General features: G+C 46.9%; 21 protein-coding genes. 14 read left to right on the forward strand and 7 right to left on the reverse strand.

All coding sequences use genetic code 11. From position 1 onward, the window contains the following. Positions 1-3 precede the first annotated feature (3 nt). The 4 genes from rnr (at position 4) to trpS (ending at position 5,274) form a co-directional block, all read left to right on the forward strand. Positions 4-2,490 (forward strand): ribonuclease R, encoded by a 2,487-nt coding sequence (gene rnr / locus VJL_RS08745; RefSeq protein ID WP_038872013.1) that lies wholly within the window; start codon positions 4-6, stop codon positions 2,488-2,490. A 76-nt stretch (positions 2,491-2,566) separates the two neighbouring features. Then, positions 2,567-3,310 carry a 23S rRNA (guanosine(2251)-2'-O)-methyltransferase RlmB gene (gene rlmB, locus VJL_RS08750; protein WP_038877265.1) on the forward strand — a complete coding sequence of 248 codons (744 nt, stop codon included), beginning with the start codon at positions 2,567-2,569 and terminating at the stop codon, positions 3,308-3,310. A gap of 123 nt (positions 3,311-3,433) precedes the next feature. Continuing rightward, entirely contained in the window at positions 3,434-4,120 is a 687-nt protein-coding gene (locus VJL_RS08755) for a phosphoglycolate phosphatase (RefSeq protein WP_038872010.1), read from the forward strand. Positions 4,121-4,236: 116 nt separating this feature from the next. Beyond that, complete coding sequence (gene trpS / locus VJL_RS08760; protein ID WP_005432761.1) at positions 4,237-5,274, forward strand: tryptophan--tRNA ligase; 1,038 nt, start codon at positions 4,237-4,239, stop codon at positions 5,272-5,274. Between the two features lie 61 nt (positions 5,275-5,335). Here trpS and VJL_RS08765 read toward each other — a convergent pair whose 3' ends face one another. Further along, positions 5,336-5,710 (reverse strand): hypothetical protein, encoded by a 375-nt coding sequence (locus tag VJL_RS08765; RefSeq protein ID WP_038877268.1) that lies wholly within the window; start codon positions 5,708-5,710, stop codon positions 5,336-5,338. A 525-nt stretch (positions 5,711-6,235) separates the two neighbouring features. Between VJL_RS08765 and VJL_RS08770 the strand changes: the two genes are divergently transcribed. From VJL_RS08770 to VJL_RS08795, 6 genes are all read left to right on the forward strand, one after another. Beyond that, positions 6,236-9,184: an ExeM/NucH family extracellular endonuclease gene (locus tag VJL_RS08770; protein WP_038877270.1), complete on the forward strand. Its 2,949-nt coding sequence runs from the start codon at positions 6,236-6,238 to the stop codon at positions 9,182-9,184. A gap of 188 nt (positions 9,185-9,372) precedes the next feature. After that, entirely contained in the window at positions 9,373-9,960 is a 588-nt protein-coding gene (locus VJL_RS08775) for an aminodeoxychorismate/anthranilate synthase component II (protein WP_038872003.1), read from the forward strand. A gap of 361 nt (positions 9,961-10,321) precedes the next feature. Then, entirely contained in the window at positions 10,322-11,533 is a 1,212-nt protein-coding gene (locus tag VJL_RS08780; RefSeq protein ID WP_038872001.1) for an aspartate aminotransferase family protein, read from the forward strand. Positions 11,534-11,640: 107 nt separating this feature from the next. Then, the gene (gene astA, locus VJL_RS08785; RefSeq protein WP_038871998.1) at positions 11,641-12,660 is read left to right on the forward strand and encodes an arginine N-succinyltransferase; all 1,020 of its coding nucleotides are present in this window, start codon (positions 11,641-11,643) and stop codon (positions 12,658-12,660) included. Between the two features lie 28 nt (positions 12,661-12,688). Beyond that, positions 12,689-14,146, forward strand: a complete 1,458-nt coding sequence (astD, locus tag VJL_RS08790) for a succinylglutamate-semialdehyde dehydrogenase (protein WP_038871996.1) — start codon at positions 12,689-12,691, stop codon at positions 14,144-14,146. Between the two features lie 263 nt (positions 14,147-14,409). Then, on the forward strand, positions 14,410-15,201 hold the full coding sequence (locus VJL_RS08795) for a DUF1338 domain-containing protein (RefSeq protein WP_038877272.1): 792 nt from the start codon (positions 14,410-14,412) through the stop codon (positions 15,199-15,201). A gap of 227 nt (positions 15,202-15,428) precedes the next feature. On the opposite strand, the gene crp is transcribed toward VJL_RS08795, so the two are convergent. The 6 genes from crp to VJL_RS08825 all read right to left on the reverse strand — a co-directional run bounded on the left by crp (position 15,429) and on the right by VJL_RS08825 (position 21,076). After that, positions 15,429-16,061, reverse strand: coding sequence for a cAMP-activated global transcriptional regulator CRP (gene crp / locus VJL_RS08800; protein ID WP_005381432.1), 633 nt, complete (start codon positions 16,059-16,061; stop codon positions 15,429-15,431). Positions 16,062-16,300: 239 nt separating this feature from the next. Continuing rightward, positions 16,301-17,170 (reverse strand): phosphoribulokinase, encoded by an 870-nt coding sequence (locus tag VJL_RS08805; protein ID WP_005432770.1) that lies wholly within the window; start codon positions 17,168-17,170, stop codon positions 16,301-16,303. Positions 17,171-17,294: 124 nt separating this feature from the next. Further along, positions 17,295-17,507, reverse strand: a complete 213-nt coding sequence (locus VJL_RS08810) for a YheU family protein (protein ID WP_038877274.1) — start codon at positions 17,505-17,507, stop codon at positions 17,295-17,297. A gap of 65 nt (positions 17,508-17,572) precedes the next feature. Next, positions 17,573-18,580 (reverse strand): hydrolase, encoded by a 1,008-nt coding sequence (locus VJL_RS08815; RefSeq protein WP_038871988.1) that lies wholly within the window; start codon positions 18,578-18,580, stop codon positions 17,573-17,575. A gap of 100 nt (positions 18,581-18,680) precedes the next feature. Next, complete coding sequence (locus tag VJL_RS08820) at positions 18,681-19,160, reverse strand: TIGR02444 family protein (RefSeq protein WP_038871985.1); 480 nt, start codon at positions 19,158-19,160, stop codon at positions 18,681-18,683. Continuing rightward, positions 19,157-21,076: an ABC transporter ATP-binding protein gene (locus VJL_RS08825; RefSeq protein WP_038871983.1), complete on the reverse strand. Its 1,920-nt coding sequence runs from the start codon at positions 21,074-21,076 to the stop codon at positions 19,157-19,159. The genes VJL_RS08820 and VJL_RS08825 overlap by 4 nt, the downstream gene beginning before the upstream one ends. Positions 21,077-21,253: 177 nt before the next feature. On the opposite strand from VJL_RS08825, the gene kefG reads away from it, so the two are divergent. From kefG to slyD, 4 genes are all read left to right on the forward strand, one after another. Continuing rightward, positions 21,254-21,841 carry a glutathione-regulated potassium-efflux system ancillary protein KefG gene (kefG, locus tag VJL_RS08830; protein WP_038877278.1) on the forward strand — a complete coding sequence of 196 codons (588 nt, stop codon included), beginning with the start codon at positions 21,254-21,256 and terminating at the stop codon, positions 21,839-21,841. After that, positions 21,825-23,621, forward strand: a complete 1,797-nt coding sequence (gene kefB, locus VJL_RS08835) for a glutathione-regulated potassium-efflux system protein KefB (RefSeq protein ID WP_038871979.1) — start codon at positions 21,825-21,827, stop codon at positions 23,619-23,621. Before kefG ends, kefB begins: the two co-directional genes overlap by 17 nt. A 35-nt stretch (positions 23,622-23,656) precedes the next feature. Next, complete coding sequence (locus tag VJL_RS08840; protein WP_010443959.1) at positions 23,657-23,857, forward strand: YheV family putative zinc ribbon protein; 201 nt, start codon at positions 23,657-23,659, stop codon at positions 23,855-23,857. Positions 23,858-23,945: 88 nt separating this feature from the next. Then, positions 23,946-24,521 (forward strand): peptidylprolyl isomerase, encoded by a 576-nt coding sequence (gene slyD, locus VJL_RS08845; protein ID WP_038871977.1) that lies wholly within the window; start codon positions 23,946-23,948, stop codon positions 24,519-24,521. The last annotated feature ends 77 nt before the right edge of the window (positions 24,522-24,598 follow it).

The following is a 24,598-nucleotide window of genomic DNA, read 5'->3' on the forward strand; positions in this document are numbered from 1 at the left end:
CCTATGTCAGACAATATTCCAAACGATCCATTCGCAGATCGTGAATCCAAAAATTACGAAAACCCAATTCCAAGTCGAGAGTTCATCACTGAATTTCTGCAGCAAGCTGGCGTCCCAATGAATCGCAACGATTTGTTTGAAGCGCTTAAGCTAAAAGGTGAAGATCAATACGAAGGTTTACGCCGTCGACTGCGCGCGATGGAGCGTGATGGCCAGCTCGTGTTTACGCGTCGTCAGTGCTACGCGCTACCAGAAAAACTCGAGATGGTGAAAGGTTACGTAATTGGCCATAAAGATGGTCATGGTTGGGTGCGTCCTGAAGGCAGTGTCGGCAAGGATAATGACATTGTGCTGCCTCATCACCAAATGAAACACATCATTCATGGTGATTTCGTTTTGGTTCAACCGACAGATAACAGCAAGCGCGGCCGCCGTGAAGGGCGTTTAGTCCGTGTTTTAGAAGAGCGTAACACGCAGATCGTTGGTCGTTTCTTCCTAGAGTACGGTTACTCTTACGTTGTGCCTGATGACTCGCGTATCAGCCAAGATATTCTAATCCCAAATGAGCACAAAGCAGGTGCCCGCATGGGTAACGTGGTGGTGATTGAGATCACTGACCGTGGTTCTCGTTCGCGTGGCATGATGGGTAAAGTGGTTGAAGTGCTGGGTGAAAACATGGCTCCGGGTATGGAAACGCAAATCGCGATTCGTACTCACCAAATTCCTCACGATTGGCCAGCGGCTGTCGATAAACAAATTGAAAATCTAGGCGAAGAAGTCCCAGAAGAAGCAAAAGTAGGTCGAGTTGACTTACGTGAGTTACCGTTGGTGACCATCGATGGTGAAGACGCTCGTGACTTTGATGATGCGGTGTACTGTGAGAAGAAAAAGAGCGGTGGTTGGCGTTTATGGGTAGCGATTGCTGACGTAAGTTACTACGTACGTACAGACTCTGCGCTGGACAAAGAAGCCATCAACCGTGGTAACTCGGTGTACTTCCCATCGCAAGTTGTGCCAATGCTACCTGAGGTGCTATCAAACGGTTTGTGTTCACTTAACCCACAAGTTGATCGTCTGTGTATGGTGTGTGAAATGACCATCTCTGACACCGGTAAGCTGTCAGGGTACAAGCACTACGAAGCGGTGATGAACTCACATGCACGTCTGACGTACAGTAAAGTGGGTGCGATTCTAGAAGGTGATGAAGAGCTGCGTATGCGCTACCACAACCTAGTGCCTCATCTAGAAGAACTGCACAGTATGTACAAAGTGCTAAAAGACGCTCGTGACAACCGTGGTGCGATTGAATTTGAGACCGTTGAAGCTAAGTTCATTTTCAATGCCGAACGCAAGATTGAAACCATCGAGCCTGTGATTCGTAACGATGCACATAAGATCATCGAAGAATGTATGATCCTAGCGAACATCGCCTCAGCGTCTTATGTCGAGAAGGCAAAAGAGCCAGCATTGTACCGTGTTCACGAATCTCCGGGTGAACTGCGCTTGCAGGGTTTCCGTGATTTCCTAAGTGAGCTTGGCTTGGATTTGAAGGGCGGTCTTGAACCATCACCAACCGACTACGCAGACTTGGTAAAACAGATTGCGGAGCGTCAGGACAAAGAGCTGATTCAAACCATGCTGTTGCGCTCAATGAAGCAAGCAGTATACAACGCGGACAATGCCGGCCACTTTGGTTTAGCGCTGAAGCGTTACGCGCACTTCACGTCGCCAATTCGTCGTTACCCAGACCTGCTGCTGCACCGCGCAATCAAATATCTGATTGCCAAAGAAGAAGGTCGCAATCAAGATCGTTGGACCCCAACGGGTGGTTACCACTACTCGTTTGACGACATGGACTTCTACGGTGAGCAATGTTCGATGACAGAGCGCCGTGCAGACGATGCAACTCGTGAAGTGGCTGATTGGTTGAAGTGTGAATACATGCAAGACCATGTTGGCGACGAGCTGGATGGTGTTATTGCCAACGTGACCAGCTTTGGTTTCTTTGTTCGTCTGACTGAGCTGCACATCGATGGTTTGGTGCACATTTCAACGCTAGCGAACGACTACTACCAATTTGATCCGATTGGTCAAAGACTTATCGGTGAAAGCTTCGGTAACATCTATCGTCTAGGCGATGCGGTGAAAGTGAAAGTGCTTGCGGTTAACTTAAATGACAAGCAAATTGACTTTGAATTAATCGAAACAAGCCGTAAGCTACGCGGCAAAGGTAAGACTGCGAAGAAACGCGCAGCAGATGCCAAACGCAAAGCAAAAGAGAAAAAGCGTGCGGCAACCAAAGGCGGTACTCGCGCGAAGCCGATGATTGAACCGACCAAGCACCCTGAACCTGCGGAAGCAGGCAGTGCTCGCAAAGGTAGCGCGAAACGCGGTGACGCTGAAGGTACGAAAAAGCCGAAGAAAGCACGCAAGAAAAAGCCACACAGTAAGCCGAGAAAGACTAAGCGTACTAAGAGCGACGCTGAGTAGGCTGAAGCGCCAATCTAGTCCGGATTTAAAGGGGTAGATTGGCGAAGGCAAGACGACCAGAACAACAGGTTAAACAATGAGTAACGAATTTATTTACGGCATTCACGCAGTGAAAGCGGTATTAGAACGCGAACCAGAGCGTTTTATCGAAGCATACGTCCTAAAAGGCCGCCAAGACGATCGTCTAATGCCAATCCTGAATGACCTTCAGGTTTGTGGTGTTTCGATTCAACAAATGACTCGTAAAACGCTAGATGACAAAGCGCACGGTGCTAACCACCAAGGCATCATTGCTCGCGTTAAAGCTGCGAAACAGCTTAACGAAAATGACATTGATGGCATCCTAACGCAGCATGAATCACCGCTACTATTGGTATTGGATGGCGTGACGGATCCGCATAACCTAGGTGCTTGCCTACGTAATGCAGACGCAGCTGGCGTAGCGGCGATCATCGTACCGAAAGATCGTTCTGCTCCGATGAACGCAACCGTAAGCAAAGTGGCTTGTGGTGCAGCTGAAGTCGTGCCATTGATCCGAGTGACCAACTTGGCTCGTACTATGCGTACACTGCAAGAGCAAGGTATCTGGTTTGTTGGTACGGCGGGCGAAGCAACGCACGACATCTACCAAGCAAAACTGACGGGCCCTCTTGCTATCGTAATGGGTGCAGAAGGTGACGGTATGCGTCGTCTAACTCGCGAAACCTGTGACGATTTGATTAAGATCCCAATGGCAGGTAGCGTTTCAAGTTTGAACGTATCTGTGGCATCTGGCATTTGTTTGTTTGAAGCTGTTCGTCAGCGTATTGCTGCAAAGTAATTGCTAAACAAGTTTTAATAAACAAATAGTTACTGCAAAGTCAGACATAATGATAAAAACAAAGGATGGGGTGCCATCCTTTGTCGTTTTCACCGATTTATAAATAGAATTTTCAGGGAAGTTATGACTCAACAAGACATTAAATTCATTGCCTTTGACCTAGACGGTACTTTGCTTGATAGCGTGCCCGATCTTGCGGTTGCCGCCGATCAAGCTGTTCAAGAACTCGGTTTTCCTTCTGTTTCAGAAGAACAAGTTCGTGACTATGTTGGTAACGGCGCAGACGTGCTGATTGGACGCTCATTAAGTCAAAGCCTGACCATCAATCCAGAGTTGAGCGAAGAGCTTCGTGCAAAAGCGCGTGTGCTGTTTGATGACTACTACGAGCAAAGTGGTCACAAGTTAAGCCACCTTTACCCAACGGTAAAAGAGACGCTGGAAGAGTTGCACAAAGCCGGTTTTGTTATGGCGTTGGTGACCAACAAGCCTTCGAAGTTTGTGCCTGATGTTTTAGAAAAACACGACATCGCAAAATACTTTGTTGATGTGCTAGGTGGCGACGCGTTTCCAGAGAAAAAACCAAACCCAATTGCACTGAACTGGTTGATGGAAAAGCACCAAATCCAACCGAGTGAAATGCTGATGGTCGGCGACTCGAAGAACGACATTCTCGCAGCAAAGAATGCAGGCTGTGCCTCATTTGGTCTGACTTATGGCTACAACCACGGTGAGCCTATCTCTGCATCAAATCCAGATTTCGTCGCTGACAGTTTGGCTGAATTATTGGATGTAGTAGCGGTTTCTGCATAACGGCTACAAAAGAGCTTCCAAAATACTCGTTAATGAGTACACTGAGTAAACCGTGCACCTATCGTTGCACGGTTTTTTTCATTTATTTAGATTAAGAAGTCAAAGGAATCATTCTAATGAGCAAACCCATTGTATTGAGTGGTGTTCAACCTTCAGGTGAACTAAGTATCGGTAACTACTTGGGTGCTCTACGTCAATGGCAGCAGATGCAAGACGATTATGATTGCCAATACTGTGTGGTAGACCTTCATGCGATTACGGTTCGTCAGGACCCTAAAGCGCTGCATGAAGCGACTCTAGATGCACTGGCGATCTGTCTGGCAGTTGGTGTTGACCCGAAGAAGAGCACGCTATTTGTTCAGTCACACGTACCAGAGCATGCTCAACTTGGTTGGCTTCTTAACTGTTACACTCAAATGGGTGAACTGGGTCGTATGACGCAGTTTAAAGACAAATCTGCACGTTACTCAAACGACAGCTCAAGCCAGTTTGGTGATGTAAACGTGGGTCTGTTTGACTACCCAGTACTGATGGCGGCAGACATCCTGCTGTACGGTGCGCATCAAGTGCCTGTAGGTAGCGACCAGAAGCAACACCTAGAGCTAGCGCGTGATATTGCTAACCGCTTTAACAACATCTACTCACCAGAGCAGCCAATCTTCCAAGTTCCAGAGCCTTACATTCCGACGGTAAACGCGCGTGTAATGAGTCTTCAAGACGCAACGAAGAAGATGTCAAAATCTGATGATAACCGTAAGAACGTTATCACGCTGTTGGAAGAGCCTAAGTCGATCATTAAGAAGATCAACAAAGCGCAAACCGACACAGAAACACCACCGCGTATCGCTCACGATTGGGACAACAAGGCAGGTATCTCTAACCTAATGGGTCTGTACTCTGCGGCAACAGGCATGAGCTTTGAAGAGATTGAAGCGAAATACCAAGGCGTTGAAATGTACGGTCCATTCAAGAAAGACGTTGGTGAAGCGTTGGTGACTATGCTTGAGCCAATTCAAGCTGAATACCACCGAATTCGTGCTGACCGCGCTTACATGAACGAAGTGATGAAGCAAGGCGCTGAGAAAGCATCGGCACGTGCGGCTGAAACGTTGAAGAAAGCGTACGAAGCAGTAGGTTTTGTTGCTCGCCCATAGTTGCTAAAGAACATTCAGAATTTAAGAGCTCCACCATCGGTGGAGCTTTTTTATGCCTATGTTACTGAAATGGCGTGTCTTCCATGCAACGTTCCATATCGTAATACTCCACGCGTCCTCTTGGGCCTAGGAAAGCAGACTTGACGACAAAGCCACGATCAACAAAGTAACTTAATTCGATACAAGATATCTCGTAGCTGGATTCCTTAATACTTGCGGGTAGCCAATAGTAGCCAGGGCCAGGTAAGCGGGCGGTATAGGTGATTAAGCCATTATCACTTACTTCAAACATTTTGAACTCACTGAGTTCTTGCTTAGCCACTTCGACCAGATGCTCAGAGGTACTTGGTTCGATGGGCTCACTCGAGGTCAATTGACACCCCGCCATTAACATTGAAGCCGAAAGGGCTAGCGCAATCTGCTGAAATTGTTTCATTTTCTTATCCTAATCGTCGTTATTGGAGATCTTGTTATCTGTCTCTCATTAGCGTTATAACGAGTACTTATGGATTTTGCTAGATTTGCATGGTGAGAGTAATGCTTGGTTTATAAAACTTTGAACTTAACGCGCATAAATAATCTCAAAGGTTATTTTTAATGGCGCAGTAAAGGAAAGAAATAATAAGTTCGTCATTCTAAATTAGCATTGCTTAATATTTAAATTATATTGCTAGAATTGAATTAATTCAGATTAAATACTCATCCATTCACATAGCATGCTGAGTGATATAAAACCGAGTAATAAGTCTAATTATTGATATTTATATTCTTAGTTGCTGTATTTGTTACAAAAACTGTTTAAATGGGCAGCCCTGGCATAATTTTGCGTATTCACGTGTGATATATTTCACGGCTTTTACTGGTGTTTCTTATTTATTTCATAAATAAACCTGATAGTAGGCACAAATGGTGGGCTCTGCTCAGGGCTTAGTTTGCATTTAAATAAATATCAGGTACGACAATGGATACGTTAATCAAACCCTCTTTACTTGCACTGACGATTGCCAGCGCGCTTAGTGCCAATGCTAACGCAGAAATTATCCTTTCCCAATATGTTGAAGGTGGCTCATACAACAAAGCCGTAGAAATCGCGAACACGGGCGATGCAGCGGTAACGCTAACCGGTTACGAGCTAGCGAAATCATCAAACGGTGGCGGTACTTGGGGGAGCACACTCGACCTTAGCCAAGTGACGTTACAAGCTAACCAAGTGTATGTACTGGCTCATGGTGACGCGAGCGATGCCATCAAAGCTGTCGCGGATATCACAGATAAAAGCGTTGCGAACTTTAACGGTGACGACCCGATCGCACTGCTTAAAGATGGCGAAGTGCATGACATCATCGGTGTGATGGGTGACGTAGATTTTGGTAAAGATACCACATTGGTTCGTAACAGTGATGCACTAACCCCTTCTGCTACTTATGATGCATCTCATTGGACGGCATTTGAGAAAGACAACATTGACGGTCTTGGTGAGCTAAATGCGACGGAGCCACCAGCACCATTCGCTTGTGAAGTAGACGGTCAGCAACCTAACTTCACCACCATTCAAGATATTCAAGGTGAAGGCGATTCGTCACCATTTATTGATGGTTATCCATACATTACTGACGAAGATCATTTCGTAACTGGTGTCGTGACTGCTGTTACCACTGGCCTAACCAAAGGTTTCTACCTGCAAGCGTTAGAAAGCGACAACAACGACAAGACTTCAGAAGGCTTGTTCATTCATACCGATGCCGCGGATACCAATCTAAAATCAGGCGATGTTGTTTGTGTGAAAGGTAAAGTTCAAGAGTATTACAGCAATACTCAGCTAGCTTCTGATGCTAACAGTTATGTGAAAACGGGCACATCGGATATTCCTCGAGTTACCGATCTTGTTATCAAAGAAGGTGAGACACTACGTGATGCGCTAGAGCGTCATGAAGGTATGCAAGTTGAACTGAAATCAGCAAGCGAGTTGTTTGTGACTCGTAACTTCTCTTACGACTACGACTCTCGTCGTAACAATATGATGCTGTCTCATGAAGCGCCATTGTTTAAGCCGACTCAATTGCACGCAGCAGAGAGTGATGCAGCTGTTGAGCTAGCAAAAGACAACGCAGCGAACCGCGTATACCTAGAATCTGATGGCAAAGCACCAAACGGCCAAATTCCTTACTACCCTGACTTTGCGAAAGATGCAGACCAAGATGGCTCTTCTGAACAGCACATTCGTCTTGGTTCGCGAGTAGAAGGTCTACAAGGCGTGGTGGCTTACAGCTACAACGAATACCGCCTGATTGCGACCAATGAAGTCGATAACACCAACTTCGTGACTTCAGGTGAAGGCTTCGACGTGGCTCGTAAAGATGCGCCAGCGATTGCGGATTCAGATTTGCGTATCGCGAGCTTTAACGTACTGAACTACTTCAACTCTGTGGCTGACAGCGGTCATGAAAACCCAACCGGACAAAACCGTGGGGCAGAAAACCTCGATGAGTTCCTGATCCAACAAGCGAAAATCGTTGCGGCGATGAATAAGATGGACGCTGACATCATTGGCTTAATGGAAGTCGAAAACAACGGCTTTGGTGACAGCAGTGCGGTGAAGAACTTGGTGGATGCATTGAATGCTGAAATCGAAGACACAGAAGATCATTACACTTACGTTGAAATCGCGGATCAAGACAAATACCAAGACGAATACTTTGGTAGTGATGCGATCATGGTGGCGATCCTATACCGTGCAAACGAAGTGACGCCAAAAGAAGTTGCGAAAGTGATTGTGACACCAGAGCAGCACATCGAAGAAAACACCATTACGCGTAATGACGGTGCAGAAGGCAACCCGGCTTACGACAAATACCAGCGTCATAGCCTGCTACAAACCTTTACAGTGAAAGAGACCGGTAAAGATCTATCTGTTGTGGTTAACCACTTCAAATCGAAAGGCTCTGAATGTATTGAAGAATGGATTGCGGGTGTAGAAGACTCTGAGCCGGCGGATCTGCAAGGCAACTGTAACAACTTCCGTGTTTCTGCAGCCAACGTTGTGGGTGACGCTCTGAAAGGCATTGAAGGTGACGTGCTAGTAATGGGTGACCTAAACGCCTATGGCATGGAAGATCCTCTGCTTACATTGACTGATTACTCGAAAGAGAAATACGGCCGTGACATTTACACTGCTGCTTACACAACCATTGGTGGTGGTGAGCTTCAAGTAGAGAAGACCAAAATTGAAAAAGGTTACGGTTACCATAACCTGAACACGGTACTTCACGGCGCAGACACCTTCTCATACACCTACTCTGGTGAGCTAGGTAACCTAGACCACGCGTTGGCGAGCAACAGCTTGGCACAAAAAGTGGTGGCGATTGAAGATTGGCACATTAACTCACTAGAAAGTAACTTGTTCGAATACAGCAGCAAGTACACCGGTGATATGCCTAAGTACAAAGATGCGTTCTCGGCATCTGACCACGATCCAGTGATCATCGCGATTGATTTCCCGGATACAGACATCGATCTACCAAGCTCAGGTGAAAACCTAGCGGTGGAAGTTCGTCTGCCACCAAACGCAGTTGTTGGTGATATCGTGACGGTAAGCCTAATGGAAGCAACTCAAGCGGCGTCGTCAACCTCTGATGCTGATGGCTACGAAGCGAGTGCAACTTTGACACAAGCGGACATTGATGCTCGCAGTGTCAGTGTGGAATTCGACAAAGCTCCAACAGAGGGCCAGTACGTACTAGAAGAGAAAGTGACAGATTCGACGGGCAACACCGTTAAGTTCACTGATTCTCGCGATGTTACGTTAGAGCCGTCGAGCACGAACCCATCAGACGATGATGATGGTGGCTCATTTGGCTTTGGCGCGCTAATTGCGCTGTTAGGTCTAGGCTTATTCCGCCGTCGCCGCTAAGCGAATTCATTTCCTGACAAACAGTTCCTAAATAGCTGTAAAGACCAAAGGCCAGCCTATGCTGGCCTTTTTATTCAGCAAAAACTTGCCTTTCTTGCTTGGTATAGCAAAATACCGCCCTTGATTGTCACGAACGTGGCGATCACCACGTAAGCATTGCCAAAACGGATTGGAGCAACCGACCTTTTATGTTGTTGATCATCGATAACTACGACTCTTTTACCTACAACCTTTACCAATACTTCTGCGAACTTGGTGCAGACGTAAAGGTGGTGCGTAACGATGAAATCGACATCCAAGGCATTGAGGCGCTCAACCCAACTCATTTGGTGATCTCTCCTGGGCCATGTACCCCTAACGAAGCAGGTATCTCTCTACAAGCCATTGAGCACTTTGCTGGTAAGTTACCTATCTTGGGCGTTTGCCTTGGTCATCAGGCTATTGCACAGGTGTTTGGAGGGGAAGTGGTACGTGCTCGACAAGTGATGCACGGTAAGACATCCCCAATTCGTCACAATGGTCGCAGTGTGTTTAAAAACCTCAATAACCCGCTCACGGTAACCCGCTACCACTCTCTTGTGGTGAAAAACGGTACGTTACCAAAGGTGTTTGAATTGACTGCATGGACTGAGTTGCCTGACGGAACCATGGATGAAATCATGGGTTATCAGCATAAAACCCTGCCAATTGATGCAGTACAGTTTCATCCAGAGTCAATTAAGACAGAACAAGGCCACGAACTACTCGCAAACTTTCTTGCGCGTAAAACGATCTGATCGCGATCACTTTTCTTAACAAATTCTTCATATTTTGTGCCTGAGAAGGGGAATGCAAAACTATGCGTTCTGCCAATTAGGTAGGGACTATTCATTTTTCTCATTTCTTTCTGAACCTTGTCATGCATGGTTTTTATAAAAAATCGCTTCTCTATTTGCGTTTCTTGGTGCATAAATAATCATAGATAGTGAGTATGAGATGTTACGCTCGCATACGAAAAGAATAAATCACTATTGAAATGGTTAATCAAATGTAAATACAATGCCGTATTAGCTTAAATGCAAAACATTATTTGCTGGCAAAGAGTGCTGGTTAAATTCGCTTATCTGCTAGGCATGCGGTATCAAGAAGGAATGTGCAATGACAACGGAAAACAAAGTAGAGCGCGGTTTATTCGATGAGGTAATGGTACCTTGCTATAACCCGATGGAAATGATTCCTGTAAAAGGTGAAGGTTCACGTATTTGGGATCAGAACGGAAATGAATACATCGACTTTGCTGGTGGTATTGCGGTGAGCTGTCTTGGTCATTGTCACCCAGTTATGGTGAACGCATTGACTGAGCAAGGTAACAAGCTTTGGCATCTAAGTAATGTTATGACTAACGAGCCTGCACTTCGACTGGCGAAGAAGCTAACAGAAGTGAGCTTTGCCGAGCGCGTGTTCTTTGCTAACTCTGGCGCAGAAGCGAACGAAGCAGCACTGAAGCTGGCGCGCCGTTATGCAGCAGACGTTCATGGCACTGAGAAATCTGAAATCATCGCATTCAAACAAGGTTTCCACGGTCGTACTTTCTTCACCGTAACGGTAGGCGGCCAAGCGGCTTACTCTGACGGTTTCGGTCCTAAACCAGGCGACGTAACGCACCTCCCTTACAATGATATCGAAGCGCTGCAAGCACATATGTCTGATCGCACTTGTGCGGTGATGATGGAGCCTCTACAAGGTGAGGGCGGCATCATTCCACCAACACCTGAATTCGCTCAAGCGGTTCGCGAGCTGTGTGACAAGCACAACGCACTACTGATCTTCGATGAAGTTCAAACAGGTAACGGTCGTACTGGTCACTTCTACGCATACCAAGGTCTAGGCATTACGCCAGACATCCTAAGCACTGCGAAATCATTAGGCGGTGGTTTCCCTATCGGTGCCATGCTGACGACAGAGAAACTGTCTGAACACATGAAAGTCGGTACGCACGGTTCGACTTACGGCGGTAACCCGCTAGCATGTGCGGTTGCCGAAGCGGTCGTTAATGAAGTGACTAAACCAGAAGTACTGGCTGGTGTACTAGAGCGTGAAGCGATGTTCCGTGAGGGTCTAGATAAGATCAACGCGAAATACAACATCTTCTCTGAAGTGCGCGGTAAAGGTCTACTGCTTGGTGCTGCACTGAACGAAGAGTGGCAAGGTCGTGCGCGTGACGTACTGGTTGCTGCGGGTAAACAAGGTCTCATGGTATTGGTTGCGGGTGCCAATGTCGTACGTTTCACACCATCACTCGTTATCACACAACAAGAAATCGAAGAAGGTTTAGCGAAGCTAGATAAAGCGATCGCAACACTGGTCTAAGCGCGGTCCCCATTTATCGTCAACCTAGAAACCCCCATCAAGGATCTCTGATGGGGTATTGTTCCTACAATATAGTTAGGATCTTCTTGCATCTGGAGGGAGTATTGATGCTAGTAGTTCGCCCTATCGCAATGTCGGATTATGACGCGCTGCACACCTGTGCGGTTGAGTCTGGTCATGGGTTTACATCTCTACCGGTTAACGAAGAACTGTTAACCAATCGAATTAAACATTCAGAGTACAGTTTTGGCAAACCTGACGTGAACGAAGCCGGTGATGAAGGCTACCTAATGGTGGGCTTTGAATCTGAAACTGGTGAAGTCGCAGGTACCACAGGTATTGAAGCTTCAATCGGCTGGGATGTGCCTTTTTATTCTTACCACATCAGTAAAGTGGTGCACTCGTCACCAAAGCTTGGCGTAAACAACGTGGTTAAGCTGCTGACGTTTGGTAACAACTACACGGGTAACAGCGAAATCTGTACCTTGTTCCTACGCGAGAAATTCCGTGGTGGCTTGAACGGGCGTCTGATGTCTAAGTGTCGTTTCTTAATGATGGCAGAGCACCCAGAACGCTTCTCGGAAACTATCTTTGCTGAAATGCGTGGTGTTTCTGATGATCAGGGCAACTCACCATTCTGGCAATGGCTTCAAGAGCATTTCTTCTCTATCGATTTCACGCTTGCGGATTATCTAACCGGTATCGGTAAGAAAGGTTTTATCGCTGATTTGATGCCGAAATTGCCAATCTACATCAACTTGCTAAGCCCAGAAGCACAAGCCGTAATAGGTAAGGTGCACGATAACACGCGTCCTGCTCTGAAGCTGCTTGAGCGCGAAGGTTTTACTAACCGTGGTTACGTCGACATCTTCGATGGTGGCCCAACGGTGGAGTGTGATCTACGCAATATCGAATCGGTACGTCACTCGTTCCGTGCCCAAGTCAAAATCTCTGAGCATACCAGTACTCAAGACTTCTTGATGTGTAACTCATCATTCGAGAACTTCCGTGCTGCAGCTGCAAAAGCGGCTTACGACGCTGAAACGCAAAGCGTTGTATTGGCTCCTGAACTTGCTGATGCGCTTTTGGTTGAGGAAGGGGATTTTGTTCGCCTTCTTCCGCAGTAACTGACGACAGAATTTAAGGATAGAAACAATGACACATTGGATTGCAGGTGAATGGGTACAAGGTCAGGGTGAAGGATTTACGTCTCTGTCGCCGTACAACCAAGAAGTGATATGGCAAGGCAACGGTGCAACGGCAGAACAAGTGAACCAAGCGGTTTCGGCGGCACGTGAAGCGTTTGTTGATTGGAAGAAGCGCCCATTTGCAGAGCGAGAAGCGATCGTGTTGGCTTTTGCTGAAAAAGTAAAAGAGCACAGCGAAAAAATCGCCGAAGTGATTGCCAAAGAAACCGGTAAGCCGATTTGGGAAACACGCACCGAAGCGGCAGCAATGGCAGGTAAAATTGCGATTTCCATCCGTGCTTACCATGACCGTACGGGTGAAGCTGCACGTGAAGCCGCAGGCAACCAAATTGTATTGCGCCACCGCCCACTGGGTGTGATGGCGGTATTCGGTCCTTATAACTTCCCAGGTCACTTGCCAAATGGTCACATCGTGCCAGCACTACTGGCTGGTAACACCGTTGTCTTTAAACCGTCTGAGCAAACGCCATGGACGGGTGAACTCGCTATGAAGCTGTGGGAAGAGGTCGGTCTACCAAAAGGTGTGATTAACCTAGTCCAAGGTGCGAAAGAAACTGGCATTGCGCTTGCGGATGCGAAAGGCATTGATGGAGTGCTGTTCACCGGTAGTGCAAACACAGGTCATGTTTTGCATCGTCAGTTTGCTGGTCAGCCGGGCAAAATGCTGGCGCTTGAAATGGGTGGCAATAACCCGATGGTTATCTCGGATAACTACGGCGACCTAGATGCGACGGTTTATACCATCATCCAATCGGCTTTTATCAGTGCAGGTCAGCGCTGTACTTGTGCACGTCGTCTTTACATTCCATTTGGCGACAAGGGTGATGCCGTCATTACTAAGCTGGTGGAAGCGACACTCAATATTAGAGTCGGCCAACCATTTGCAGAACCTGCGCCATTTATGGGACCACAGATTTCGGTCGCGGCAGCTAAATTCATTCTGGATGCACAAGCAAACCTACAAGCACTTGGTGGAGAAAGCTTGATTGAAGCGAAAGCAGGCGAAGCGGCATTTGTTTCTCCAGGAATTATTGATGTGACGAACATTGCTGAACTGCCAGATGAAGAGTACTTCGGTCCACTTCTGCAAGTTGTGCGCTACGAAGGGCTAGAGAAAGCGGTAGAACTGGCTAACGATACACGCTTTGGCCTTTCTGCGGGTCTGGTTTCAACCGACGACCAAGAGTGGGAATACTTCGTGGACCACATTCGTGCCGGCATCGTGAACCGCAACCGCCAGCTAACGGGCGCAAGTGGTGACGCACCATTTGGTGGTCCGGGTGCGTCGGGCAACCTACGTCCAAGTGCTTACTACGCAGCAGACTACTGTGCGTATCCAATGGCATCAATGGAAGGACAAGAGACGGTCTTGCCTGCCACATTGAGTCCGGGTGTAAACCTGTAATAGAGAAAAACGAAGCGGTGACAAAGTATCGCCGCTTCTCTCTGCCGGAGCTATTTACCAAGTTAGGATTCTGGTAAGCGCGCTGGCAAACGCCAAAGGCGAGCTTAAGACTCTCCAGTGCGTGTTGACTGACTGGCACTTATGCCACACATACCGTCACAGGTTGATGACCGCTCGTTCGTGATTCTGGACAGCCTCCGGGCTGTGAACGAGCGGTCAACTTCTCTTACCCCTAACTCTACATTGCATAACAAGGAGTCGTTATGACGCCCGATGTGTTATTTGAATCGCTATGGCAAGATTACATTAAACGTCTTTGTCCTTCCGCTGCTAAAGTCCATCAACTTCTTCAAGAAGATGAGCCTCTGATTAATGACCATATTGCTCTACGTACGTTTAATGTCGATCCCCTAGGCATTGAAACGTTAGCGAAGCCATTCTTGGCGGTGGGCTACAAAGCCTGTGGTGACTACGTATTTGAAAGCAAAAAGCTGGTAGCAAAACATTTTGAGCACCCAGATCCAAAACAACCAAAAGTCTTCATCAGTGAGTTGAAAGTGGATGAGTGCTCACCAGAGCTACAAGCCATTGTTCATAAATTGGTAGAGCAGGTTGATGCTTCTAAACTGACAGGCAGTGACTTCTTATACGGCGGACGTTTGTGGAACCTCAGCTATGCTGACTTCCAAACCTTGGCGAAAGAGAGTGAATACGCTTCTTGGCTTGCTGCGCACGGTTACGGAGCTAACCACTTCACAGTGAGCGTTAATCAACTCAACCAGCATCAAGAAGTGAAGCAAGTGAACGACTACCTACGCACTGCTGGCTTCACCATCAACGAGAATGGCGGTGAAGTAAAAGGCACGCCAGAGGTGCTACTAGAGCAGTCATCGACCATGGCAGACAAAGTGCCAGTGACCTTTACTGAAGGCGTTGAGGTGATTCCTGGAGGCTTCTACGAGTTTGCTAAGCGCTATCCAATGGATAACGGTGAGTTGTACCCAGGATTTGTGGCTGCATCGGCAGATAAGATTTTCGAAAGCACCAACGGTTAAAGAAGAGGCGAGAACGGGCTACGCCCTCTAGATGCCGGAATGCTTCGCTGCGGGAGGTTTTAACTCTCGGAATCTGAGAGGGCTATATCTCGGAGGATGAAGTCCGATCTCGGAATGCAGTGTTCCCAATTCTCGGCTCTTTGTTTTCCGTTCCCGATTCCCAAAAAACAAAAAAGCCACCAAACTTGCATTTGGTGGCTTTTAAATTTTTTAAACGTTAATCGAGATTAACGAGTCCCGTAAACAACGATAGTTTTACCGTGCGCAGAAATTAGGTTCTGCTCTTCTAGCATCTTCAAGATACGACCTACTGTCTCACGAGAACAGCCAACGATTTGGCCGATTTCTTGACGAGTGATCTTGATTTGCATGCCGTCTGGGTGCGTCATCGCATCTGGCTGTTTAGCAAGGTTCAGAAGAGTCTGAGCGATACGACCAGTTACGTCTAGGAACGCTAGGTCACCCACTTTTTGGCTAGTAACTTGTAGACGACGAGCCATTTGCGCAGAAAGACGCATTAGGATGTCTGGGTTAACTTGGATAAGTTGACGGAATTTCTTGAAAGAAATCTCAGCCACTTCACAAGGAGATTTAGCGCGAACCCAAGCTGTACGCTCTTGGTCTTCTTCGAATAGACCAAGTTCACCAATGAAGTCGCCCTGGTTTAGGTAAGAAAGGATCATTTCCTTACCTTCTTCGTCTTTGATAAGAACCGCAACAGAACCTTTAACGATGTAGTACAAAGTCTCTGCTTTTTCGCCCGCGTGAATTAGCGTGCTTTTTGATGGGTACTTATGAATATGACAGTGTGAAAGAAACCACTCTAATGTTGGGTCGGTTTGAGGTTTACCTAGAACCATAATATCTCACTTCCTCTGCAGGGTACGCTTGCGCTATCCATATTTTAGCTAAGCCTGAATTGGCCTACTAGAATAAGAGCACTTTTTATATGCTGCAAGCTCTCTTGTGTTTCGGTTAGAAATAGTATCCTTTTTCGAAAACGATTTCTTGATTTTAATCGTGCCATCATTGAGATTTTGTAAGCAAAACTGTGCACATGATCACGGTATGAAAAGTAAACACTACGATGGCAAGGTTTTTAGCCAATTTTCCCTGTTTCGATAAGTTGCTGCAGAATCGGCCTTACTATGAGCTCCATTGCAAAGCTCATCTTACCGCCCGGTACCACAATAGTATTGTGGCGAGACATGAATGAGCCATCAATCATTGCCAGTAAATAAGGAAAGTCGACATTCTTTATGCCGCGAAGGCGTATGACAACAAAACTCTCATCTAAACTTGGTATGCCTTTGGCATTGAGTGGGTTGGATGTATCGACCGTTGGGACACGCTGAAAGTTGATGTGCGTTCGAGAGAACTGCGGGGTGATGTAGTTTAGGTAGTCATCCATTGAGCGCACGATCGAATCCATGACCGCTTCTCTTGAGTGACCACGATCGCGCGTGTCACGAACGAACTTTTGAATCCATTCTAAGTTGACGATTGGCACCATGCCAATTAGAAAGTCGACGTGACGTGCCACATTGACATCGCCATCCACCACGCCACCATGCAAGCCTTCGTAGAACAAGACATCACTGTTTTCTGGCAGATCTTGCCAAGGTGTAAAGGTGCCCGGCATTTGGTTATATGGGACCGCTTCATCAAAGGTGTGCAGATAACGGCGCACGCTGCCAGTGCCATCTTCACCAAACTGACGAAAGAACTCTTCTAACCCCGGAAAGTCATTGGCTTGTGGACCAAAGTAACTGATGTGTTTGCCTTGCTCGCGGGCTTTACGGATTTCGACGTCCATTTCTGGACGAGTAAAACGGTGAAAGCTATCGCCTTCGACCCATGCAGGTTTGACGTTCATCATATTGAACATCTTGCGGAAGGCTTCAGATGTGGTGGTGGTACCGGCACCGGATGAACCAGTAACCGCAATGATTGGATGTTTAGCTGACATGACAAACCTTGTCGAAAATTACTTACCTGTAAAGTGCAGCATGCGTATGCTGCACGGTCGATAACCCACTATAGCACGTAACAAACCCTTGTCATCGAGTGGGATACGGTAAAATGTGAAGGGTCTAAAACTTTGCTTTTAATTGAATATCTACTGTTTCATGTAGTTCAGAAAAGACGATGAGTGCTTCACCTTTTTCTAATTGGTATTTGACCTGATCGATTTTACTTTGCAGTGAAACTTCGACCGAGCCATAGTCGGTGCCTTCACGTAGTACGAATTCACGAATCAAATTTTCCAGCGTTTCTGGCGCGATGTCTTGCCAAGGGATGACCATAAATACCTCAAACTTTTATGATGTTTAAGCGCGCCTTGGGTTGGAGTCTGGCGCGCCTAAGTAGTTTACTGTGTTCGTGGCACGGATACAGCAGAAAGGTACTCCGCAGCGATACTTTCGTAATAAGCAGGTAGGGCTTCTTCTAACCAAAACTTTGGTTTGAGAGCGGTTCCCGTAAGAAAACCCACATGCCCCCCATGCTCATAAAGTCGGTAATCGATGTTATCTGGCAACACAAATTTCGGGATCACTTCTTCCGTCATAAACGGATCGTCTTTTGCGTGGATTATCAGCGTCGGTAGAGTGATCTGTTGCAGCTTGCTTAAGCCAGAACATTGATCGTAATAATCTTGTGCGTCTTTAAAGCCATGCAGAGGGGCTGTGATCAAGTCGTCGAACTCATACAAGCGAGTCACACGTTTGATCGAGTTATACGACAGTGCGAGTTCGCCTTGGATTAAGTCATGCTTTTGCAGTGCATTACGCTTTAGTGAAGAGAGTAAGTAACGTCGATAGACCTTCGAGAAGCCTTGCTCAATACGATTGGCACATGCCGCTAAATCAAGCGGTGCAGAGACAATCGTCGCGGCACTCAAGATCGGGTCACCTTTGTACTTAGCTAAATAGTTCGCCAGCATGTTACCGCCGAGGGAGATCCCTACTGCGATTTTTGGATTGTTGGGGAACTGCTGATTGAGCTGCTCAAGAAAGAAACGAGCATCCGTTACTTCGCCAGAATGATAGGCGCGGGCTTTCTTGTTTGGCTTACCACTGCAACCACGAAAGTGCATCATCACTGAAAGCCAACCCGATTTAGAGAAGGCGTTCATCAAACCGTTCGCATACGGGCTGTAGAAGCAGCCTTCCAAGCCATGAAAGAGGACGAAGATTGGTTTGTTGCGTGCAGCTTCGGAATCTGGCTGCTGGGACCACGCCAAATCGAGGAAGTCACCATCCGGTGTATCGAGTGTTTGCCAAATAGGCGTAAACAGCGCTTTCTTGCGAATAAAGCGCGGTAATAGCGTCTGAAGGTGCGGGTTCTTAATCCCGGCGGCTGCGAAAAATTGTGTCATACCTAACTGCTCTTATATGGTCCTTCAATGTTCGCTGAAGAACTTATTAATATAATCCTTTATAGCTTTAGTATAGATATTTTACTGGTTTATGACTGATTTATGGATGCTGAATTTTTGGAACTGGAAGGGAAAACGCTTGTTGAAGGTGTTCACCACCGAGCTGCCGACAATATCTTAGCGTTAATGGATCGCCATCGTTACTGACTAATTTTAATGAGTTGACGCAGTCAACGAGGTCGGATTGTTGCTGTTTTTCTAACTGCAGTTCGAACTGTAGTGCTTCGCGATAAAGGGCATCGTTGACTTGCGATTTTAGATGGCGACGTAACTCACGGTAGGAGTGCAGAAGGGTTTCGCTTCGACCAAGGCAACCTTGGACTAAATGCCAGTCCTGTTCTTGGAAAATGACTTGCTGCTCATCGAGCCATCTGAGCAGCAGTAGTAGATTCACATTGCCGTGATAGTTATTTTGCAACGATAAGCACGCTTCCTTCACTTCTCGCACACCATAAAATTGCAGACTGAACTGCCAAAGGTGTTCTAGGGTGAGAGTGTATTCTGCGTGCTCTTTTGTCATTGATTAAACTCTAGCTCCATCTGCTCTAACGTTTCTTGAGCAGACATCCATTCCATCTCTACGTCTTCAAGCTCAGATTTACTCGACGCTTGAAGTGCCAACACTTCATTAAGTTTAGCCTTGTTTTCTGCTTCATACAGAGAGTTATCCGATAATTGCTCTTCTGCTGATGCCAATGCTTCGCCTAACTTATCCATTTTATTTTCTAACTGTGTCAGGGTTTTGCGAATTGGCGCTGTCTGTTTGCGAAATTCTGCGTCACGTCGCTTCTGCTCTTTTTTTGCCGCAGCGCTGTTGTTGTTGTCTTTCTCTGGTTGTGCCGCTTGTGCTTCTTTACGCTCGGCTCTTTGTTGCTCTGTTAGCCACTTGTAGTAGTCATTGAGGTCACCATCAAATGGTGCGACTTGGCGGTCATGTACCAGATACAAGTCGTCCGTTGTTGCGCGCAGCAAGTAACGGTCGTGCGAAACAATGACCATCGCACCTTCAAAGGTTTGCAGTGCCATGGTCAATGCTTGGCGCATGTCCAAATCTAGGTGGTTTGTTGGTTCATCGAGTAGCAATAGGTTGGGTTTTTGCCACACAACTAATGCCAATACTAAACGCGCTTTTTCACCTCCAGAGAATGGTGCGACTTTTTCCAGTGCTTTATCACCTTGGAAGCCAAAGCTACCTAAGTAATCACGCAGTTGTTGTTCAGTTTGGTCTGGTGCAATCTGCATCATGTGTTGTAGTGGCGTTTCTTCTGGGTGCAGTGTTTCTAGTTGGTGCTGCGCGAAGTAACCGATCTTCACGCCTTGTGAGTATGTGAGATCGCCGCCTTGCGCTTTTAGCTCACCAGACAACAGTTTGATCAAGGTTGATTTACCTGCGCCGTTACGACCAAGTAGACCAATACGACTGCCTGGGACCAGATTCAAGCGGATCTTTTCTAAGATCAGGTTGTCACCGTAACCTGCCGATACCTCATCCATCATCATGATTGGGTTGGGCAAAGCCGCTGGCTCGCGGAATTGAAAGTTAAACGGGTTATCGAACTGTGCTGGCAGCACTTTTTCCATACGTTCTAGAGCCTTGATGCGGCTTTGGGCTTGGCGGGCTTTAGATGCTTTGTAACGGAAGCGGTCGATGTAGCTTTGCATGTGCGACATCTGTTTCTGTTGCTTCTCGAACATGGCTTGTTGCAACACCATTTTTTGCGCACGCTGATTTTCAAACGACGAGTAGTTGCCTGTGTATTCGTTTAGCTGCTGGTTTTCGATGTGAATAATACGACCAACAATTGGATCCAAAAAGTCACGGTCGTGCGAGATAAGAACCAATGTGCCTGGATAGTTTTGTAACCAACGTTCCAGCCACATTACTGCATCTAAGTCCAAGTGGTTGGTTGGTTCGTCAAGTAACAGTAGGTCTGAACGACACAATAGCGCTTGAGCCAAGTTGAGGCGCATACGCCAGCCACCTGAGAACTGAGTCAGATTCCAGCTCATTTGTTCTTGGCTAAAGCCCAGACCGTCAAGCAGTTCGGCTGCACGCGCGCGAATACTGTAACCACCAATGGTTTCAATTTTTCCGTGGATCTCTGCAACCAACGTACCGTTGTCTTTTTCTTCGGCAATCATCAGTTGTTGCTCAAGACCGCGAAACTCTCGATCACCATCAATGACGTATTCAATTGCGCTGCGGTCTAGTGCGGGAGTTTCCTGCGCTACCCATGCCAATTCCCAATGTTGCGGTTGACTGAATGAGCCAGCGTCAATCGACAATTCGTCTTTCAGGAGTGCGAATAGAGTCGATTTACCGCAACCGTTTTTACCAACCAGACCCACTTTGTCGCCAGGGTGAATGGTTGCAGAAGCTTGGTCTAAAAGAGGTTTACCGCCACGCAGTAACTGAATATCTGAAAAGGTAATCATAGGGCTTTAGTTCACTTTGCGCAGCGCGCGTTTCTTCGTCATTTATCTCGCGGTGAATAGTAGGGCTATTGGCGGGAAAAGTCGATCTCTGACCTTTAATTGCATTATGCTATACAAAAAAGTATAACAAACTGATAACGATAATTTTCCCTGAGAAATTAAAACAAGGACGACCATTTGGCTGTTGCAGCGTCTTATCCCCCAAGAGTTCTGGTGATTTATGCTCACCCTGAGCCGCAAAACTCCATTGCCAATCAAGTGATGATAAAAAAAATTCAATCACTTGATCACGTCACTGTGCATGATCTTTATGGTGCGTATCCTGACTTCTTTATTGATGTGAATTACGAACACGACCTGTTGATGACGCACGATGTGATCGTTTTTCATCATCCCCTCTATATGTATTCTTGCCCTGCGCTACTAAAAGAGTGGTTAGATCGCGTGCTAGGTAAAGGGTTTGCGTTTGGTGATGGCTGTGCACTTGAAGGTAAATATTGGCGTAGTGTTATCACCACGGGAGGCAAAGAAGATGCCTTTAGCCCACTTGGGTATAACAAATATCCATTAGAACAGATCTTACAACCTTTCGAGTTAACCGCTGCTCTTTGTCAAATGCACTGGATGGAACCTCTGGTGTTGTACTGGTCACGTAATGTCTCGGATATTGAGCGTTATCAGCATGCGGAACAATATCGTCAATGGCTGAACAACCCTTTGAATGAGTGGGGAGTACAAGGAGGTCATCATGGCGATAACCAGTGAGTTTCTTCAAAGCAGCGTGGTATTCCTTTCTGCTGCCGTCGTAGCAGTGCCGATTGCTCAGCGACTTGGTTTGGGCTCCGTGCTTGGCTACCTGATTGCTGGTGTTTTAATTGGTCCTTGGGGACTGGGTTTGATCAGTGATGTGGATGCGATTCTCCACTTTGCTGAACTTGGGGTGGTGTTGCTGCTGTTCTTAATTGGCTTGGAGTTAAACCCCAAAAAACTATGGCAAATGCGTGGACCAATACTTGGACTTGGGGGGGCTCAAGTCATTGTGACGACTGCCGTGATTGGCAGCATCGTCAGCCTGTTTGGTTTGAGCATGCAAGTGAGCTTAGTGATCGGCATGGGATTAGCACTCTCATCCACCGCGATTGCACTAAAAGTGATAGAAGAGCAAGGACAAGCCGGAACGGAAACCGGACAATCGGGCTTTGCGGTACTGTTATTCCAAGATATTGCTGTAATCCCAATGCTTGCAATGTTGCCATTACTCGCTGGTGGCACCAGTGGCGGTGATTGGCTGGATGCCTTGTGGGTGTTAGCCTCGGTGATCGGTTTATTGATAGGTGGTCACTTTTTACTGCGCCCTTTATTTCGTTTTGTCGTGATGAGTGGTGTACGTGAACTTTTCACCGTTGCTGCTCTTCTAGTGGTACTTGGCATTTCTGTCGCTATGCAAAAGCTGGGGCTGTCGATGGCACTCGGTACTTTCTTAGCGGGCGTACTGCTGGCGGAAAGTGAATATCGTCATGAGCTGGAAATCGCGATAGAACCTTTTAAAGGTCTGCTACTTGGCTTGTTCTTTATCGCTGTTGGTATGGCGGTGAACCTAGGGTTATTAGCATTGCAACCGTGGGCGATATTAGGTTCTGTGGTTGCTTTGGTCACCGTGAAAGGCTTGGTGCTCTATGTTCTGGCGCGTACTGCCCGAGTTCGAGCAAAGTCGCGTAGTCGTATGGCGGCGATTTTGAGCCAAGGTGGTGAGTTTGCGTTTGTGATTTTCACCGCGGCAAGCCAAGAAGGGATCTTAACCAAAGAGCAAGTTTCCTTCTTATTGGTTGTGGTGAGTTTGTCGATGGTGACGACGCCGCTGTTGCTCATGGGGCAAAAGAAGTGGTTTGCTCACACGCTCAATCAAGAAGAAGAGAGCGTGACGACCAATGTTGTTGATCGTCGACCACGAGTGATCATCGCAGGTTTTGGTCGTTTTGGTCAGATTGTCGGGCGCTTGATGTATGCCAACAAGATCAAAGTCACGGTGCTAGAAAGTGATGCGAGCCAAATCCACTTGCTGCGTAAATACGGCTATAAGGTGTTTTACGGTGATGCGACTCAGATTGATTTGTTACGTGCCGCAGGTGCGGATAAAGCTGAAGCCTTAGTGATCTGTACGGATTCACCTGACGAAGTGATGGCGATTGTCGACATTTGTCGTGAGTACTTCCCGAATTTGAAGATCCTTGCGCGTGCACGCAGCCGTGTGGAAGCTTATCAGTTAATGAATCACGGTGTGCAAAACTACTCGCGTGAAACCTTTTTGGGCGCATTAGATCTAGGTCGCCAAGCGCTCGTAGAACTAGGCATGCATCCGTATCAAGCAAAGCGGGCAGAAGCACATTTTCGTAAACTAGATAATGCTATGCTCAAAGACTTATTGCCTCAGCATAATGAGGATAAAGAACTTGCTCAACGCTCGAAAGAGGCACGCAAAGAACTAGAAGAAATCTTCGGTCGCGAAATGGAAAGCGATCAACAGTCGCCAAATCATTGGAAGTAGTACCCGCACGGCATTAAGCGGGAAAAGGAACAAAAGTGAAAGCCAAGAAACGTTTTATCGCGGGTGCAAGCTGCCCGCAGTGTAGCCAGCAAGATACGTTGCGCTGGTGGATTGAGAACAATATCGAGTTAGTTGAATGTGTAGATTGTGATTACACCGAGCAGCGTAAACCGCAATCTGTAGAAAAAAATAAACACTCAGAACAAGAAATGATCGGGATTTTTAAGCCTGAGTAATTGAACTTCGTTAATTGATCCCCATAATACTACCATCTCGGTACTTAACCCCATTTTGGTTAAGTCAGTTAATCTCCCTGGAGTTAGTATGAAAATTGAAAAGAACGTTGTTGCAAGCCTTGCATACAAAGTAATGATGGAAGACGGTGTTGTTGTTGATCAATCAACAGCTGACGCGCCTCTTGATTACCTACACGGTCACAACAACCTAATCACTGGCCTTGAGAAAGAGCTAGAAGGTAAAGTGGCTGGCGACAAGTTTTCAGTAACAGTAGCTCCTGAAGATGCTTACGGCGATCACAACGACGCTCTAGTACAGCGCGTTCCTGCTGACGTATTCCAAGGCGTTGAGCAAATCGAAGTTGGCATGCGTTTCCTAGCAGACACTGACCAAGGTCCAATCCCTGTAGAAGTGACTGAAGTTGATGGCGACGAAGTTGTTGTAGACGGCAACCACATGCTAGCTGGCCAAACACTAACTTTCGAAGTTGAAGTTATGGCTACTCGTGAAGCAACAGCTGAAGAGATCGAACACGGTCACATCCACCAAGGTGGCGGTTGTTGTGGCGGTCACGACCATGACCACGAAGGCGGCTGCTGCGGTGGCGAAGAAAAAGCTGACGACCACGAATGCTGTGGCGGCGGCGGTTGCGGTTCTCACTAATCGCACGCTCTTCCTCTAGATAGCATTATCTAGAACAAGCTTTTAAAAGCGCAAGTTGAGGTTTCAACTTGCGCTTT

This window comes from Vibrio jasicida CAIM 1864 = LMG 25398 (assembly GCF_000400365.1).
GTDB lineage: Bacteria > Pseudomonadota > Gammaproteobacteria > Enterobacterales > Vibrionaceae > Vibrio > Vibrio jasicida.

What these genes read in the sequence shown, in the direction of transcription:
- rnr (WP_038872013.1), top strand. Translation starts at nt 4, where the DNA reads ATGTCAGACAATATTCCAAACGATCCATTCGCAGATCGTGAATCCAAA.
- rlmB (WP_038877265.1), top strand. Translation starts at nt 2,567, where the DNA reads ATGAGTAACGAATTTATTTACGGCATTCACGCAGTGAAAGCGGTATTA.
- VJL_RS08755 (WP_038872010.1), top strand. Translation starts at nt 3,434, where the DNA reads ATGACTCAACAAGACATTAAATTCATTGCCTTTGACCTAGACGGTACT.
- trpS (WP_005432761.1), top strand. Translation starts at nt 4,237, where the DNA reads ATGAGCAAACCCATTGTATTGAGTGGTGTTCAACCTTCAGGTGAACTA.
- VJL_RS08765 (WP_038877268.1), bottom strand. Translation starts at nt 5,710, where the DNA reads ATGAAACAATTTCAGCAGATTGCGCTAGCCCTTTCGGCTTCAATGTTA.
- VJL_RS08770 (WP_038877270.1), top strand. Translation starts at nt 6,236, where the DNA reads ATGGATACGTTAATCAAACCCTCTTTACTTGCACTGACGATTGCCAGC.
- VJL_RS08775 (WP_038872003.1), top strand. Translation starts at nt 9,373, where the DNA reads ATGTTGTTGATCATCGATAACTACGACTCTTTTACCTACAACCTTTAC.
- VJL_RS08780 (WP_038872001.1), top strand. Translation starts at nt 10,322, where the DNA reads ATGACAACGGAAAACAAAGTAGAGCGCGGTTTATTCGATGAGGTAATG.
- astA (WP_038871998.1), top strand. Translation starts at nt 11,641, where the DNA reads ATGCTAGTAGTTCGCCCTATCGCAATGTCGGATTATGACGCGCTGCAC.
- astD (WP_038871996.1), top strand. Translation starts at nt 12,689, where the DNA reads ATGACACATTGGATTGCAGGTGAATGGGTACAAGGTCAGGGTGAAGGA.
- VJL_RS08795 (WP_038877272.1), top strand. Translation starts at nt 14,410, where the DNA reads ATGACGCCCGATGTGTTATTTGAATCGCTATGGCAAGATTACATTAAA.
- crp (WP_005381432.1), bottom strand. Translation starts at nt 16,061, where the DNA reads ATGGTTCTAGGTAAACCTCAAACCGACCCAACATTAGAGTGGTTTCTT.
- VJL_RS08805 (WP_005432770.1), bottom strand. Translation starts at nt 17,170, where the DNA reads ATGTCAGCTAAACATCCAATCATTGCGGTTACTGGTTCATCCGGTGCC.
- VJL_RS08810 (WP_038877274.1), bottom strand. Translation starts at nt 17,507, where the DNA reads ATGGTCATCCCTTGGCAAGACATCGCGCCAGAAACGCTGGAAAATTTG.
- VJL_RS08815 (WP_038871988.1), bottom strand. Translation starts at nt 18,580, where the DNA reads ATGACACAATTTTTCGCAGCCGCCGGGATTAAGAACCCGCACCTTCAG.
- VJL_RS08820 (WP_038871985.1), bottom strand. Translation starts at nt 19,160, where the DNA reads ATGACAAAAGAGCACGCAGAATACACTCTCACCCTAGAACACCTTTGG.
- VJL_RS08825 (WP_038871983.1), bottom strand. Translation starts at nt 21,076, where the DNA reads ATGATTACCTTTTCAGATATTCAGTTACTGCGTGGCGGTAAACCTCTT.
- kefB (WP_038871979.1), top strand. Translation starts at nt 21,825, where the DNA reads ATGGCGATAACCAGTGAGTTTCTTCAAAGCAGCGTGGTATTCCTTTCT.
- slyD (WP_038871977.1), top strand. Translation starts at nt 23,946, where the DNA reads ATGAAAATTGAAAAGAACGTTGTTGCAAGCCTTGCATACAAAGTAATG.